18 protein-coding genes and 1 other RNA gene are annotated in these 13,957 nt (G+C 54.3%); 5 read left to right on the forward strand and 14 right to left on the reverse strand.

Annotated features, from left to right (window positions below; genetic code table 11):
• Nucleotides 1-51: 51 nt before the first annotated feature.
• On the reverse strand, nt 52-954 hold the full coding sequence (locus tag QMZ65_RS19060) for a LysR family transcriptional regulator (protein WP_038644506.1): 903 nt from the start codon (nt 952-954) through the stop codon (nt 52-54).
• A 129-nt stretch (nt 955-1,083) separates the two neighbouring features.
• On the opposite strand from QMZ65_RS19060, the gene QMZ65_RS19065 reads away from it, so the two are divergent.
• On the forward strand, nt 1,084-1,785 hold the full coding sequence (locus tag QMZ65_RS19065) for a pirin family protein (protein WP_160833726.1): 702 nt from the start codon (nt 1,084-1,086) through the stop codon (nt 1,783-1,785).
• Nucleotides 1,786-1,856: 71 nt separating this feature from the next.
• Here QMZ65_RS19065 and dolP read toward each other — a convergent pair whose 3' ends face one another.
• The 4 genes from dolP to QMZ65_RS19085 are packed head-to-tail and all read right to left on the reverse strand — an operon-like array spanning nt 1,857 to nt 5,474.
• On the reverse strand, nt 1,857-2,429 hold the full coding sequence (gene dolP, locus QMZ65_RS19070; RefSeq protein ID WP_283216508.1) for a division/outer membrane stress-associated lipid-binding lipoprotein: 573 nt from the start codon (nt 2,427-2,429) through the stop codon (nt 1,857-1,859).
• A 14-nt stretch (nt 2,430-2,443) separates the two neighbouring features.
• Nucleotides 2,444-3,031: a DnaA initiator-associating protein DiaA gene (gene diaA, locus QMZ65_RS19075; RefSeq protein WP_034829211.1), complete on the reverse strand. Its 588-nt coding sequence runs from the start codon at nt 3,029-3,031 to the stop codon at nt 2,444-2,446.
• 14 nt (nt 3,032-3,045) lie between these two features.
• Nucleotides 3,046-3,441 carry a YraN family protein gene (locus QMZ65_RS19080; RefSeq protein ID WP_097119518.1) on the reverse strand — a complete coding sequence of 132 codons (396 nt, stop codon included), beginning with the start codon at nt 3,439-3,441 and terminating at the stop codon, nt 3,046-3,048.
• On the reverse strand, nt 3,399-5,474 hold the full coding sequence (locus tag QMZ65_RS19085; RefSeq protein WP_283216509.1) for a penicillin-binding protein activator: 2,076 nt from the start codon (nt 5,472-5,474) through the stop codon (nt 3,399-3,401). Before QMZ65_RS19085 ends, QMZ65_RS19080 begins: the two co-directional genes overlap by 43 nt.
• A 62-nt stretch (nt 5,475-5,536) precedes the next feature.
• On the opposite strand from QMZ65_RS19085, the gene rsmI reads away from it, so the two are divergent.
• The 4 genes from rsmI (at nt 5,537) to mdtI (ending at nt 8,417) form a co-directional block, all read left to right on the forward strand.
• Complete coding sequence (rsmI, locus tag QMZ65_RS19090; protein WP_034829205.1) at nt 5,537-6,400, forward strand: 16S rRNA (cytidine(1402)-2'-O)-methyltransferase; 864 nt, start codon at nt 5,537-5,539, stop codon at nt 6,398-6,400.
• A 33-nt stretch (nt 6,401-6,433) separates the two neighbouring features.
• An RNA gene (rnpB, locus tag QMZ65_RS19095) (RNase P RNA component class A) lies at nt 6,434-6,810 on the forward strand.
• A gap of 940 nt (nt 6,811-7,750) precedes the next feature.
• Nucleotides 7,751-8,101, forward strand: a complete 351-nt coding sequence (mdtJ, locus tag QMZ65_RS19100; RefSeq protein ID WP_034829204.1) for a multidrug/spermidine efflux SMR transporter subunit MdtJ — start codon at nt 7,751-7,753, stop codon at nt 8,099-8,101.
• A complete protein-coding gene (gene mdtI / locus QMZ65_RS19105) occupies nt 8,088-8,417 on the forward strand; it encodes a multidrug/spermidine efflux SMR transporter subunit MdtI (protein WP_160868600.1) in 330 nt (109 codons plus the stop codon). Before mdtJ ends, mdtI begins: the two co-directional genes overlap by 14 nt.
• Before the next feature lie 147 nt (nt 8,418-8,564).
• On the opposite strand, the gene QMZ65_RS19110 is transcribed toward mdtI, so the two are convergent.
• The 9 genes from QMZ65_RS19110 to exuR form a co-directional block, all read right to left on the reverse strand.
• Complete coding sequence (locus tag QMZ65_RS19110) at nt 8,565-9,539, reverse strand: glutathione S-transferase family protein (protein ID WP_097119528.1); 975 nt, start codon at nt 9,537-9,539, stop codon at nt 8,565-8,567.
• Between the two features lie 80 nt (nt 9,540-9,619).
• On the reverse strand, nt 9,620-10,030 hold the full coding sequence (locus QMZ65_RS19115; RefSeq protein ID WP_034829198.1) for a DoxX family protein: 411 nt from the start codon (nt 10,028-10,030) through the stop codon (nt 9,620-9,622).
• Nucleotides 10,031-10,236: 206 nt separating this feature from the next.
• Nucleotides 10,237-10,521 carry a YqjK-like family protein gene (locus QMZ65_RS19120; RefSeq protein WP_160833722.1) on the reverse strand — a complete coding sequence of 95 codons (285 nt, stop codon included), beginning with the start codon at nt 10,519-10,521 and terminating at the stop codon, nt 10,237-10,239.
• Nucleotides 10,518-10,913: a phage holin family protein gene (locus QMZ65_RS19125; RefSeq protein ID WP_045814842.1), complete on the reverse strand. Its 396-nt coding sequence runs from the start codon at nt 10,911-10,913 to the stop codon at nt 10,518-10,520. The genes QMZ65_RS19120 and QMZ65_RS19125 overlap by 4 nt, the downstream gene beginning before the upstream one ends.
• A gap of 1 nt (nt 10,914) precedes the next feature.
• A complete protein-coding gene (locus QMZ65_RS19130) occupies nt 10,915-11,220 on the reverse strand; it encodes an ElaB/YgaM/YqjD family protein (RefSeq protein WP_034829194.1) in 306 nt (101 codons plus the stop codon).
• A 34-nt stretch (nt 11,221-11,254) separates the two neighbouring features.
• Nucleotides 11,255-11,626: a DUF1090 domain-containing protein gene (locus tag QMZ65_RS19135; protein ID WP_097119530.1), complete on the reverse strand. Its 372-nt coding sequence runs from the start codon at nt 11,624-11,626 to the stop codon at nt 11,255-11,257.
• Between the two features lie 172 nt (nt 11,627-11,798).
• A complete protein-coding gene (gene mzrA / locus QMZ65_RS19140) occupies nt 11,799-12,167 on the reverse strand; it encodes an EnvZ/OmpR regulon moderator MzrA (RefSeq protein ID WP_211728492.1) in 369 nt (122 codons plus the stop codon).
• Nucleotides 12,164-12,841 carry a DedA family protein gene (locus tag QMZ65_RS19145; RefSeq protein ID WP_034829190.1) on the reverse strand — a complete coding sequence of 226 codons (678 nt, stop codon included), beginning with the start codon at nt 12,839-12,841 and terminating at the stop codon, nt 12,164-12,166. The genes mzrA and QMZ65_RS19145 overlap by 4 nt, the downstream gene beginning before the upstream one ends.
• A 321-nt stretch (nt 12,842-13,162) precedes the next feature.
• Nucleotides 13,163-13,936: a transcriptional regulator ExuR gene (gene exuR / locus QMZ65_RS19150; RefSeq protein WP_034829188.1), complete on the reverse strand. Its 774-nt coding sequence runs from the start codon at nt 13,934-13,936 to the stop codon at nt 13,163-13,165.
• Nucleotides 13,937-13,957 lie beyond the last annotated feature (21 nt).

A 13,957-nucleotide genomic window follows, 5' to 3' on the forward strand; every position in this document is an offset into this window, starting at 1 on the left:
TCCCGCTACACTGTTGGGATAGAGTCAGTATTTATGCCGGCCTGGTCTTAATCAGCTACGCTGCTTCGCCAGCAACCGCGGGATTTCACGCAGGCACCACGCTTTGGCTTCACCCATGCTATCGCGACGCCATGCCATAATGATATCCACCTCACGGGTGTATTCGGCACTCACAACACGCAGACGGCCTTCGGCGATATCCTGTTCCACCATCGGATAAGGCATGGTGGCGACACCCAATCCTGCCAGCAGCGCTCGGCGTTTATCGTCCATGCTACTCACCGTCAGGCGTTGCTGTTTATCCAGCAGCTGCACCGTTAACACCGGGCGTTCGCGCGCGGTATCCGCCACCGCGATGCCGCGATACTTCACGCGCGTCACTTCAGACAGCGGCTCGGCTTCCTGATGAATCGGGTGATCCGGACTGGCCACGTAGACGCTCATAATGCTGTAGAGCTTACGGGTGTTGATCTCGGTTGATGCACGGAAATGCATATCAGGCGCTATCACGATGTCCGCGCGGCCCTGTTCAAGACGCTCCCAGGCACCGGCCAGCACTTCCGTCACCAGCGAAATCTGCGTGTTGGCTTTCTCAGCCAGCTTTTCAACGACAGGAAACAGCAGATTGGTGGGGATCAGTGCTTCGGCCACAATGGTGAGATGGGTTTCCCAACCGCGAGCCAGCGCTTCGGCATCGGTGGTGAGTTTATCGGCCGCTTCCAGCAGCACGCGCCCACGCTCCAGTAGCATACGCCCGACATTGGTGAACTTGGTGCGATGGCCGGAGCGGTCAAACAGCACCACGTCCAGCTCTTCTTCCAGTTTCTGCATGGTATAGCTCAATGCAGAGGGAACGCGGCCCAGTTCATCGGCTGCCGCAGCAAAGCTACCACGACGGTCGATAGCATCCATCACACGTAAAGCTTCGAGGGTTAACGCGCGGTCTTTTGCCATGCCGGTTCTCTGTCAGTAAATTTGAATATGCCAGGCAGATTAACTGGCTAACAATCCGGCGTCCAGCCTTTTACCATTAACGTATAAAGCCTGTGGTCGAATCTCACCGCAGTGCGTCGGAGGTAAATCATGATGACAACCCGCTGCGCGTCAGCATGTGGCCAGGCCGATTTCGGTTGGTTGCAGGCGCGATACAGCTTCTCTTTTGGCCACTATTTTGACCCGAAATTAATGGGCTACGCCTCATTGCGTGTGCTTAATCAGGAAGTGCTGGCACCCGGTGCGGCGTTCCAGCCACGCAGCTATCCGCAGGTGGATGTGCTGAACCTGGTGTTGCAGGGCGAAGCAGAATACCGCGACAGCGAAGGTAATCACCTGGTCGCGCGGGAAGGCGAGGCCATGCTGCTGTCGGCACGTCAGGGTGTGAACTACAGCGAAATCAACATCAGCAAAGATCACCCGCTAACACGCATGCAGCTGTGGCTGGCGGCCTGCCCGGATCGAGAGAATCCGCTGCTGCAGAAAATCGCTGTGCCGCAGCAGACCCGTTTCTTGCTGGCCTCGCCAGACGGCGTGGATGGCAGCCTGCAACTGCGTCAGCAAGTTTGGGTCCATCAGGTGATACTCGCACCCGGTGAGCAGCATATGGTGAAACTGAACGGCCCTCGTGCCTATCTGCAATCTATCCACGGTTCGTTGGATCTGCAGGCAAGTAGCGCCAATCAGGAGTTACTGAGCTGCGGTGACGGCGCGTTCTTGAGTGAAGAACAGCAGATTACGTTGCAGGCGAAAACGCCGCTACGTGCTCTCGTCATCGATTTACCGGCATAAAAAAAGGCAGCCCGCTGAGGCTGCCCTTGTCTGTGGTCGGGGCGCAATTGACTGCGCCCGTCAGATGCAGATTACTGCAGGATGGTGAACGCGGTCGTTACGTGTTTCACACCGCTTACACGACTGGCCACATCGGCCGCCGCAGTGGCTTCCTGTTGTGTCACCAGACCGAGCAGGAACACTTCACCGTTTTCCGTGGTCACTTTCACGTTCGATGATTTCACCTGATCGCTACCCAGCAGCTGTGAGCGGATTTTGGTGGTGATCCAGGTATCGGATGATGACGTGCCGAGGCTCACTTTCTGGCCAGTGCGGATTTCGTTATACACCTCGGTGGCACCATCCACGCCCATGGCAATCTGCTTGGCGCGGCTCGCCAAATCAGCCGATGGCGATTGACCGGTCAGCAGCACTTTGCCCTGATAAGCGGTGACCACGACGCGCGCCTGGTTTTTGATTTGTTCATCTTTAGCCAGTGCGTTACTGACACGCAGTTCCAGCGTACCATCATCCACTTGCGTACCGACGGTGCGCGGGTCCGTTGCGGTTTTGGTCGCCACAGCGGCGCCGCCTGCCACAACGGCAACACAGCCTTGCAGCATCATGGCGGTTAAAAGAATGGCGACAGCGTTCAATGCTTTCATTTGAGCTCCTTCAGTCATTCCTGGTGTGGGAACAAAGTGTTATCAATCAAATCACACAGGCAGTTCAGCGTCAGCATATGCATCTCCTGAATGCGTGCGCTGCGATGTGACGGAATGCGAATTTCCACATCGTGCGGACCCAACAGGCCCGCCAGCTCACCGCCATCATGGCCGGTCAACGCGACGATAGTCATATCGCGAGTCACCGCAGCTTCAACCGCTTTAACAATATCGCGGGTGTTGCCACGGGTTGAAATAGCCAGCAGCACATCACCGGCCTGACCAAGCGCGCGAACCTGCTTGGCATAAACTTCATCGTGGAGACGATCGTTGCCGATCGCCGTCAGCATGACATTGTCGGCGCTCAGTGCCAGCGCAGGCAGGCTGGGGCGCTCGGTCTCAAAACGGTTAATCATACTGGCGGCAAAATGCTGAGCATTGGCCGATGAAGCACCGTTACCACAACTCAGGATTTTGTTACCGTTCAGCAGCGACTGCACCAGCGTCATAGCGGCGCGAGAAATCGCATCCGGCAGTGCCTCCGCAGCGGCGATTTGAGTCTGAATACTTTCGGTAAAACACGCTTTAATTCTGTCCTGCACAAGACCACCTGGTTCTATCCATCGGCATTAAAGGCATCGGGCAGCCATTCCAGCTCACGCCCGGTAATGGCAATGATGTCAAAACGGCAATTCACCGTATCAAAACTGCCGCCGCGTGCCAGCAACCACCATGCAGCGGTACGCAGCAGCTTTTGTTGTTTCTGGCGCGTCACGCTGGCGGCGGCACCGCCGTAGCGCGCATCGCGTCGATAGCGCACTTCGACAAACACCCAGCAATCGGCGTCTCGCATAATGAGATCAATTTCCCCACTGCGGCAACGCACGTTGCTGGCAACCCATCGCAGCCCGGCGCGCTCCAGATAGCCACGCGCCTGCTGCTCCTGCTCAGCGCCAATGCGCTGGCGGTTTACTGCACTGGAACGATTTGTCCCTGACGATACTGGTTCCATGCCAACTTCCTGTTGATCACGCAATCCGTGTCGGCGCTCAGTTTGCCAGTGTTGCCATCAATGGCAAAACCAGGCACCTGGCGCATCTGGTTAAAGTGATTCGCCAGCGTCCAGGCATCAATGCCCATCGCGTAGAGGCGAACCAGCGAATAATCGTTGTTAAACGACTTCGCCGCCTGCTGCATCAGACCCGGATTGTTACCGGAGAGCAGCGGAATATCACTGAACTGCAGGCCATCCATTTCCAGACGGAAGTCTGGACCGGCACCCGCCTGCGCACTGCGTGAGCTTGCATACAGTGCGATGTTGTTGCGGCTGCTGGTGCGCATCGCAATCATCGGCTTGATCAGTTGCAGCTCGTCCTGGCTGGCCACGATGTACACTGCATCCACACTGCCGCCGCTGGCATCGGTCGTTGGCGCTGGCGGGGTGGTTTGCGGCGCTGGAATGGTCAGGCCCGCAACAGCCACGGCGGCAGACTGCGGCTGTTCAACCGTCAGCGGCGTGCCACTCAATGCGATACCCGCTCCGCTATTAATACCTTGTTTCAGCTCAGAAACGCCACCGAAACGCTGTTGCAGTACGGTGGAACCGCCAAGTTTCTGCCACTCCTGTGCGAACGCCTTGCTGACGCGATCGCCATAGCTGCTACGCGGTACCAGCAGTAATGGCTGGCGTTTGCCTTGCTCGTAGATATGGTGCGCGGCATCGCGCGCTTCGTCTTCAGGAGAAAGCGCAAAATAACAAATATTCGGATGGTTCTGGATCTGTTCTGGCTCGTTTAGCGCCAGCACGTTGAGTGGCGTCTGGCTGTTCACCACCGATTCCACGTCGTTTTTCAGCAGTGGACCCACCACGATAGTCGCGCCATCCTGCTGCGCCTGCTGCATCACCTGGGCAATCGGCTGGCTGCTGGTGTCATAAACTTTAACCTGAGCGTTGCTGTCCGGCTGAGCCGCCGTAGTCGCCGGTTGTGCTGCGGGCTGCGGCTGTTCGGTCTGTGGCGGCATATTACCTGCCATGGCCGGGCTGACAACTGCGTTAGCGGCAGCGTTAGCATCGGCAGGCTGTTGTGCGTTCGCGTCGCCAGGCTGTTGTGCTGACGGCTGGCCATTGGCATCGGTTGCCGCGGTAGCAGCAGGGGCGGGTTGCGGGGCTGGTGCAGTTAACACGCCATTTTTGGCATCGTTAAAACCTTTCTGAATCGCATTGGCAAAAACCTGTGCCTGGCCATTCAGCGGCAGCAGTAGCGCGATGGTGCTGGTCGAGGCTTTGGTGAAGTTTTGCACCTGGCTAAGCTGAGTTGGTAATGTTTTCGCACCCGGGTTTTGCGGATAACGTGTCTGCCAGTCTTTGATCGCCGCTTTCAGCATCTGCGGATCCTGGCTGTTGGTATGCCAGGTGTTGAGCAGATCCAGCCAGCCTTGCAGGGTGTTCTCATTGGCGTTAATCACCAGGCTGTTCAGCTGATCCTGCGTCATTTGCGTCAGAGCTTGCCAGGTGGCGTCAATATTGCTCTGGTGGTCGGCGCCTTGCAGCAACGGCTCCTGAGCAATATAGGCGCGTAAGAGCGCGAGTGAAGGGCGATTTTGCGCCGCAGCGATTTGCAGTGCGTAGTAGCGCACCTGCTGATCCTGAGACAGGCCATCAGTCTTCACCTGACCCAGCGTCTGCTGAGCGCCGCCGAAATCCTGCTGACCAATCTGCATCTGCGCGCGCAGTAATTGCAGCTCCTGCTGCTGCACTGCAGAGAGTTGCTGTGGCAGTTGCGAGATCTGATCGTTAGCCTGCGGATACTTTCCTTCCTTCAACAGGGCACGGATGGCAAGTAATTGCCAGTCGGTCTTGCTATCATCGCTGCTTTGCTGCACCTGCTGCAGATAATAGTCAGACCGGCCAGTAGCAGGCCCCTGAATATTGACGTTGGAGGTTTGCTGCGGTCCCTGGCCGCTACAGGCGGCTAAAATCAGTCCAGCGAGAAGAACAGGTACAAAGCGTCCTGCTTTATGACGTACGACTTTTGAAGGAAGCATACTGTATCCAGTGATGTTTTTTTCTAGATGCTCAATATTAAATCGGCAATTCGGATGAAACAATGAAACAACTCGATCGGGCAGAGATTTCTGCCAGCACGCTCTATATCGTTCCTACCCCGATCGGTAACCTGGGTGATATCACGCAGCGTGCGCTGACGGTGCTTGCGAGCGTCGATCTGGTCGCAGCGGAAGATACACGTCATACCGGGCTGTTGCTACAACATTTCGCCATCAATGCGCGACTGTTCGCACTTCACGACCACAACGAACAACAGAAAGCAGAAGTGTTGTTAGCCAAGCTGCAAGAAGGCCAGAGCATAGCGCTGGTCTCTGATGCGGGCACGCCGTTAATCAACGATCCGGGCTATCATCTGGTGCGTCGCTGCCGTGAAGCAGGTGTGCGCGTGGTTCCGTTGCCGGGTGCCTGCGCGGCGATTACAGCATTAAGCGCGGCGGGGTTACCGTCAGATCGTTTCTGTTACGAAGGATTTCTGCCCGCCAAGAGCAAAGGCCGCTGCGATGTGCTGCGCTCCCTTGAGAATGAACCACGTACCCTCATTTTTTATGAATCTACTCACCGTTTGATCGATAGCCTGCAAGATATGGTGAGCGTATGGGGTGCCGATCGCTATGTGGTGCTGGCGCGTGAAATCACCAAAACCTGGGAAACCATCCAGGGCGCGCCGGTGGGCGAACTGCTGGCCTGGGTACTGGAAGACGAAAACCGTCGCAAAGGCGAGATGGTGCTGATTGTTGAAGGGCACAAGGCCGATGAAGAAGCGCTGCCTGCCGAAGCGTTGCGAACCCTGGCGTTGCTGCAAACTGAGCTGCCGCTGAAAAAAGCCGCTGCGTTAACGGCGGAAATTCATGGCGTTAAGAAGAACGCCCTGTATAAGTACGCGCTGGAGCAGCAAGAGGCGTGACAAACGCGGGCGGATCGCCTATTATCCCGCGCCGAAGCTGACCAGACAGTCGCCGCTTTGTCGTCGTCCCTTTCGGGGGAGACGGGCAGAGGGGAGGAAAGTCCGGGCTCCATAGGGCAGGGTGCCAGGTAACGCCTGGGGGGCGCAAGCCTACGACCAGTGCAACAGAGAGCAAACCGCCGATGGCCCAGTAATGGGATCAGGTAAGGGTGAAAGGGTGCGGTAAGAGCGCACCGCGCGGCTGGCAACAGTTCGTGGCACGGTAAACTCCACCCGGAGCAAGGCCAAATAGGGGTTCACAAGGTACGGCCCGTACTGAACCCGGGTAGGCTGCTTGAGCCAGTGAGCGATTGCTGGCCTAGATGAATGACTGTCCACGACAGAACCCGGCTTATCGGTCAGTTTCGACTTTTTCATGTGAAAACCCCGCTCCGGCGGGGTTTTTGCTATCTGGCGTACGGCGCAAGATGAATGACTGTCCACTCCACTCTTTATGAAAAGAACGCGGCTTATCATTCAGTTTCGACTTCTTTATGGAAAAAAACCGCTCCGGCGGGGTTTTTGCTATCTGGCGTACGGCGCAAGATGAATGACTGTCCACTCCACTCTTTATGAAAAGAACGCGGCTTATCATTCAGTTTCGACTTCTTTATGGAAAAAAACCGCTCCGGCGGGGTTTTTGCTATCTGGCGTACGGCGCAAGATGAATGACTGTCCACTCCACTCTTTATGAAAAGAACGCGGCTTATCATTCAGTTTCGACTTCTTTATGGAAAAAAACCGATCCGGCGGGGTTTTTGCTATCTGGCGTACGGCGCAAGATGAATGACTGTCCACTCCACTCTCTATGAAAAGAACGCGGCTTATCATTCAGTTTCGACTTCTTTATGGAAAAAAACCGCTCCGGAGGGGTTTTTGCTATCTGGCGTACGGCGGCAAGATGAATGACTGTCCACTCCACTCTCTATGAAAAGAACGCGGCATAACAATAATTAAAATAAATTCTCGTTCGCAGAGAATAAAAAATGCCAAAGCGTAAAGAAATGAAAATCCCGCATAACAAAATAAACCTTATGCCAGAATAGGCGCGTGTTTCACTACCGAGGACAATTATTCATCCACATCGACGAAAAGCAACAACGTGGATAAGTTGTAAAATTATGGACAAAATATTCGCCCCAATGATGGCTATTTCTACTGACCTTCCTGCACTCTTCCACTGCTCGATCTGCGACCAGCACTGGCGCTTCGCGCTTTAGCGCCACACTCTCCTTATTTAAAAATATTCTTAAAATTTCACATGCGTTTATTTCGCGTGATAGTTCTTTATTTCTCTTAAGGAGAGAAAGTATGCGCTATTGGCTTTTATTGGTTTTAGCTATCCTGGCTGAAATAACCGGCACGCTCTCTATGAAATGGGCCAGCGTCAATGACGACAACGCGGGTTTTATTTTTATGCTGGTGATGATTGCGCTCTCTTATATTTTCCTGTCTTTCGCCGTAAAACGTATCGCTTTAGGCGTGGCCTATGCGATGTGGGAAGGTATCGGCATTCTGTTTATCACCCTGTTCAGCGTCACGCTGTTCGATGAACCCTTATCGCTGATGAAGGTGGCGGGCTTAATCACGCTGGTGGCGGGAATTGCGCTAATCAAATCTGGCACGCTGACACGCAAGGAGCTGCAACATGGCCACGTTTAATGCGGCGCACGTTGCCTGGCTTGCACTGGCGATTGGGCTGGAGATCGTCGCGAATATCTTTCTCAAATACTCCGATGGTTTCCGCCGTGTCATTTACGGCCTGCTCTCACTGGTCGCGGTGCTGGGGGCATTCAGTGCGTTGTCACAAGCGGTGAAAGGGATCGATCTCTCAGTGGCTTATGCACTGTGGGGTGGTTTTGGTCTGGTGGCAACGGTAGCGGCTGGTTGGGTACTGTTTGGTCAACGTCTGAATCGCATCGGCTGGTTAGGGGTGGGATTGCTGATTGCTGGGATGGTGCTGATTAAGTTTGCTTAAAAGTGGGCACATCGGCCTGACACTTAGCGGCTAACGCGCATGAAGAAATGGAGTGTCAGGCGGTTCACCTCGTATTCCACCTTTTAAAACCTGCACAACACACTCCTTAAAAAAGGAGTGTGTTGAACGCAATGATCCCCACTAACCTCAACCGCGGCCGTGTGGCTCATCCCAGTCAAACGCCGGGCCCAGCGAAATTACGCCGCTCGGGTTGATGGTCTTGTGGCTACAGTAATAGTGATGGCGAATATGCGGCAGATTCACCGTATCGGCGATGCCCGGCATCTGGTAGATATCACGCAGAAAGCCGCTCAAATTGCGGTAATCACTGATGCGGTGACGATCGCACTTGAAATGCGTGACATACACCGGGTCGAAGCGGACTAAGGTGGTCCATAAACGCAAATCCGCTTCCGTCAGGCGATCGCCAGCCAGATAGCGATGCTGGCCGAGGATCTGCTCAAGTCGCGCCAGCGAATGGAACAGCGCGGTGACTGATTCATCATAGGCCGCCTGCGAGGTCGCGAATCCGCTCTTATACACGCCATTGTTCACCGTGTCGTAAATCCAACCGTTCAGCTCATCGATCTTATCGCGCAACGTCGGCGGATAATAATCTCCGGCGCGGGCACCTTGTGCATCGAAGGCCGTGTTGAGCATACGGATGATATCAGCCGATTCATTGCTGACGATGGTGTGCTGAGTTTTATCCCACAGCACCGGAACGGTCACGCGGCCTGTATATTGCGGGTCGGCGTGCAGGTAGAGCTGATAGAGGAATTCGTTTTGATACAGAGAGTCGCCGGTTGCGTCCGGGAAATCGTCGTCGAAGGTCCAGCCGTTTTCCAGCATCAATGGATGCACCACTGAGACGGAAATCATCTCTTCCAGCCCTTTAAGCTGGCGCATCAGCAGCGTGCGGTGTGCCCACGGACAGGCAAGAGAAACATAAAGATGATAGCGATCGCGCTCGGCAGCGAAACCCGCCTTGCCGGTGGGGCCAGCACTGCCATCTGCGGTGATCCAGTTGCGCCAGACTGCTTCTGTGCGTTTGAAGCGGCCACCGGTTGACTTCGTATCGTACCAGGTGTCATGCCATACACCGTCAATCAGTTGTCCCATAAGCCCTCCATAAAGAAAAAGGGCGGGGAAAATCCCCGCCCCTGCAAATCAGTATATGTGTTCTGGCAGCGCTTGTGTGCTTAGCGTGCGGCTGCTGGTGCGAAACGAGCACGAATCAGACGGTCGATGCTGTAAGCACCTGGACCTACCAGACCCAGCACCAGGAAACCACCGGCGATGGACAGGTTTTTCATGAACATCAGCTGGTTAACGCCTTCAGCAAAGTTGCTGTGGAACAGGAACGCAGTCAGCAGAGTGAAGCCCGCAGTGAACAGTGCGGTGAAACGCGTCAGGAAACCGAACAGAATTGCCAGACCGCCGCCGAACTCCAGCAGAATAACCAGCGGCAATAAGAAGCCCGGGACGCCCATCGCCTGCATGTATTGCGCGGTACCGGCATAACCGGTGATTTTGCCCCAGCCCGCAGTGATGAACAGAATGGTCATTAATACACGTGCCAGCAGCAGGCCTGAGTCTTCGAATTTTTTCATCATTTACTCCAACAAGAATTAAGAAGCAGGTTGTTGGCCTGCAAGGTTTTGATCCCGCTGAATCGCAGGTCGCAATTCGTTGGGCTGATGGAGGAAGATGATAGTCGCAGGTTGCAACAGTTGTAAGCGAGTTAAACTGTCAATGTTGTTCAGGGATTTTGATAAAGAAAAACCGGATTTTTTAGATCCGGTTTCAAATGAAGGCGTTAGCGAGGTTCGAGCGTGGATTTAATCATGCGCCAGGTACTCCAAAGACCAAAACCGCGTTTTGCCCAGCGCAAAATACGGTTAGGACTGCGGATTGACCAGATGGCCAGCGCGCTGCTGCCAATTGCCAGATAGCGGCGTAAGCTGAGAAACGTTAGCCAGCCGCGATCGTAGTAAGCGGTGCCATCCAGCCAGTCACGGCGTGCAGCACTGAGATCCAATCGCTGCTGCTGAACCTGATTCAACAGTTCATGAATGCGTGCTTCACGTTCACGACGGCTCATGAGCGATGCTCCTCCAGCAAGCTGCGATCGGTTTCCAGCTCCTTGCGGGTATGCCGCAGCAACGTTGACTGGCGTGACTTATACAGCGTCCACACACCAAAGATCAGCGCCAGCGCAAACAGCACGGCGGTGGTAATGGCAATCGCCATCAGCCGATACTGCGCATCCACCGCCCAGATGATCAGCACCATCAGGCTCATTAAACCAAAAGCGGTAAACAGCATCGTCAACCCAACCATCATCAGCATTTGAATCAGATTGGCTTTCTCCTCCTCTAGCTCAACAATCGCCAGACGGACGCGCGTTTCCACCATACTCACTAAGGTAGTGACGACGCGCTGACCGATGTTGAAGACCCCTTTGCCTGGGCCGTGGCTCTGACTATCGCTCATATCAACGACGTGAGATCAGGATGCCGATCAGGACACCGACAGCTGCACCGATGCCTACGCCGTGCCACGGATTATCGCGCACATACTCGTCGGCCTTCTCTGCCGCTTCACGCGTGGATTGCGCGATGCGCTCACCGGAATCGCCCAGGCGCTCACGCGAACTTTCAATCGCGCCGCGCGCTTTGCTGCGCAGTTTGTCCAGCTCGGTTTTCGATTTATCCGCCGAGCTGCTCAGTACTTCTTCCAGGGTGTCAGCAAGGTTTTTCAGTTCCGCACGCAGATGTTCAGATGTGGTGTCTTTAGACATGAAGTTCTCCATTACATCATTTATTTAAGTCCGATTAGTAAGGCTCAGCTTCAAGCTTTTTCAGCTCGTGCTGTGCCTCTTCCAGCTTACGTTCGCGCTTCTCAATCTTATCTTTGTCGCCATCCTGACGCTCTTCCTTCAACTCACGCTCACGTTCCGCAATTTTGTGTTTTTGCTCTGCAATGCGTTCGCTGTGGGCTGACTTCAGTCTTTCATCAGTACAATTCGCACGTACTTCAGTGAGCGCGCGCTCCAGCCCGGTCACACGGCGCTGGTTATCGTGCTGTTTAGCCATGTCGATTTCACGCTGAATATCGTGTTCTTTCTGCTGACACAGCGTTTCAGCTGCCATCAGAGATCCCGAGAGAGAGAACAGAATAGCACCCAGCAGTAATTGATGTTTCATCAGGTTTTACCTTCCATTGTTGATGACCTGCCGCAAACCGGGCAGGAGAAGCGTCCCAGCTTGTCTTAACTCGCGCTACCTTTAAGCATAGACAGCAGACGAAAAAATTCAACGAAGACGCGGGGATAGCGAGGATTGATTCACCGTCTGGCTTGTCATCAGACGGTGGAAATCAGCTATAAGTTGGGCGGTTACTGTCAGGTACTTGCTGCGAAGCCTGCGGTCCGCTTGCAACGACAAAGCCCTGTGGTAGCAAGCGTTTCAGCACTTTTTGGGCGGCAAGGCTTTGTTCTTCATTTTCGAAATGAATCAGCAGCGCATCGCCCGCAGGTGTAATGCTTTTGATACGCACACCTTGCGCACTCAGCTGCTGATACAGATAAAAGCCATCCGGCAAATTGGTGCCATTGTGTGCGACGCGAATCTGTACCACGGTATCGTGCTGCAACATCGAAGGTACAAAGATCACCGCCAGCAGCGCCAGCGCAGCGCCAAGTGCCCAGGGCACGAAGCGCCTTGGGAATCCACGGAATCTGATCATGGCTGTGAATTCCCGTTGCGTGAAGACTGACGTTTACGCCACAGCACCACCAGAGAGCCCACCAGACCAATCACCAGCAATACCAGCGGTAACAGCATCAGGCAGAACATCAGTTCATCTTCATAGCGGCGGAAAATCGGCGTTTTACCCAGCGCGAAGCCCAGTACCGTCAGAATCAGCACCCACAGGAAGCCGCTCATCCAGTTGAAGAACTGAAAGCGTGCATTACTCAGGCCAGAAAGCCCCGCTATGGTCGGCAGCAGGGTGCGCACAAAGGCAATGAACCGACCGATCAGCAAGGCCGAAAGACCATGGCGATGGAATAAGCTGTGCGCGCGTTGATGATATTGCGCCGGAAGGTGCGAGAGCCACTTCTGTACCGTTGGCGTATTCCCTAGCCATCGGCCCTGAATGTAACTTACCCAACAGCCCAGACTGGCGCCGGTGGTCAAAATCAGGATGGTCAGCGGGAAACCCATGGTGCCTTTGGCAATCAAAACACCGACTAAAATCAATAGACTATCGCCGGGCAGAAACGCGGCGGGTAGCAGGCCATTCTCGAGAAACAGGATCAAGAACAGCACGCCATAAATGGCCCAAACCAGTGTCGGGTCGGAGAGCATTTCGTAATCCTGCTGCCACAAGGCATGCAGCAATGCTTTCAAAATATCCATCAATCATTCCTGAACATCATTGTTAAACGTGCCCGTAAGGGGCTGAGGCGCAGGCTGGCTTGGTTATACATTTTTGGTATGCAGCCGTTGCGGGATTTCCGGATCCATCCAGAATTGATTGTTAAATCAGCGACTTTTTAAAGCCCTGTCGCAAAGGGTAAGAAAAGGGCGATAACTGTAACAAAAATCACGCAGGTCAGACAGTGTAAAGTGGCGCTCGCACAGGAGTTTTACCTTTTGACGCAGATGCTCAAAAGGAGCTTTACATGAGCTGACACTATTGCAGATTAACTGACTTATTCGCCTGGAAATGCAGCAGAATCAATAAGAATTGTCATTACCTTCCGGCAGGATGACAGGATTTTCCGCAAACATGTAACGGTCGACATTAAATTCAAAATCGTCGGCGGTGGCGTTAAACAGCATCTGTTTAGTATTTTCCAGGTGCTGCCACATTGCCAGCTTACTGGCGGCGGGATCTTTGCGCATGAGTGCTTTCAGAATCTGGTCATGATCGTCGCACCAGCTGGTGATGTTGCGCGCATCAATATGCTCGTGCAGCTTGAGCCAATAAGGGTTGTGCAGGCGATGCAACCACATCTTCTCGACAATCGCGGCGAGCGCGCTGTTTTGCGTGGATTGCGCGATGCGGACGTGGAAATGCATATCCCATTCTGAATCACGTGAATGGTCTTCCTGGCGGGCTTTTTCCTGAATCGCCATCAACGCCATGATGTCCTGACGCGTGACCTGGGTGGCGGCAAACTCGGCCACGTTACTTTCAATTAGCTGGCGCGCCTGTAACAGCTCAAAGGGGCCGAAGCTGGCAAATTCCAGCTGGCTGGGGGTGGTCTCGCGGTTTTGCTGTTGATTGCTGATGACGTGGATGCCTGAGCCTTTACGTACTTCAACATACCCTTCCACTTCCAGCATAATGATGGCTTCGCGAACCACAGTGCGGCTGACTTCCATCTCTTCAGCGATCAGGCGTTCAGCAGGCAGCTTATCGCCCACGCGATAATCATCCGCCTCGATACGACGTTTGAGTTCACTGGCGAGTTGTTGGTAAAGACGACGGGATTCGTTCAGATCCATTGCGCGGTTCGCTGTGGCAGG

Origin of the sequence: Pantoea sp. EABMAA-21 (assembly GCF_030053335.1) — a bacterium.
In the GTDB taxonomy this organism is placed as follows: domain Bacteria; phylum Pseudomonadota; class Gammaproteobacteria; order Enterobacterales; family Enterobacteriaceae; genus Pantoea; species Pantoea communis.

Bases quoted from the DNA above. Each gene is read 5' to 3' on its own strand.
- QMZ65_RS19060 (WP_038644506.1), bottom strand. From the start codon at position 954: ATGGCAAAAGACCGCGCGTTAACCCTCGAAGCTTTACGTGTGATGGAT.
- QMZ65_RS19065 (WP_160833726.1), top strand. From the start codon at position 1,084: ATGATGACAACCCGCTGCGCGTCAGCATGTGGCCAGGCCGATTTCGGT.
- dolP (WP_283216508.1), bottom strand. From the start codon at position 2,429: ATGAAAGCATTGAACGCTGTCGCCATTCTTTTAACCGCCATGATGCTG.
- QMZ65_RS19080 (WP_097119518.1), bottom strand. From the start codon at position 3,441: ATGGAACCAGTATCGTCAGGGACAAATCGTTCCAGTGCAGTAAACCGC.
- QMZ65_RS19085 (WP_283216509.1), bottom strand. From the start codon at position 5,474: ATGCTTCCTTCAAAAGTCGTACGTCATAAAGCAGGACGCTTTGTACCT.
- rsmI (WP_034829205.1), top strand. From the start codon at position 5,537: ATGAAACAACTCGATCGGGCAGAGATTTCTGCCAGCACGCTCTATATC.
- mdtJ (WP_034829204.1), top strand. From the start codon at position 7,751: ATGCGCTATTGGCTTTTATTGGTTTTAGCTATCCTGGCTGAAATAACC.
- mdtI (WP_160868600.1), top strand. From the start codon at position 8,088: ATGGCCACGTTTAATGCGGCGCACGTTGCCTGGCTTGCACTGGCGATT.
- QMZ65_RS19110 (WP_097119528.1), bottom strand. From the start codon at position 9,539: ATGGGACAACTGATTGACGGTGTATGGCATGACACCTGGTACGATACG.
- QMZ65_RS19115 (WP_034829198.1), bottom strand. From the start codon at position 10,030: ATGAAAAAATTCGAAGACTCAGGCCTGCTGCTGGCACGTGTATTAATG.
- QMZ65_RS19120 (WP_160833722.1), bottom strand. From the start codon at position 10,521: ATGAGCCGTCGTGAACGTGAAGCACGCATTCATGAACTGTTGAATCAG.
- QMZ65_RS19125 (WP_045814842.1), bottom strand. From the start codon at position 10,913: ATGAGCGATAGTCAGAGCCACGGCCCAGGCAAAGGGGTCTTCAACATC.
- QMZ65_RS19130 (WP_034829194.1), bottom strand. From the start codon at position 11,220: ATGTCTAAAGACACCACATCTGAACATCTGCGTGCGGAACTGAAAAAC.
- QMZ65_RS19135 (WP_097119530.1), bottom strand. From the start codon at position 11,626: ATGAAACATCAATTACTGCTGGGTGCTATTCTGTTCTCTCTCTCGGGA.
- mzrA (WP_211728492.1), bottom strand. From the start codon at position 12,167: ATGATCAGATTCCGTGGATTCCCAAGGCGCTTCGTGCCCTGGGCACTT.
- QMZ65_RS19145 (WP_034829190.1), bottom strand. From the start codon at position 12,841: ATGGATATTTTGAAAGCATTGCTGCATGCCTTGTGGCAGCAGGATTAC.
- exuR (WP_034829188.1), bottom strand. From the start codon at position 13,936: ATGGATCTGAACGAATCCCGTCGTCTTTACCAACAACTCGCCAGTGAA.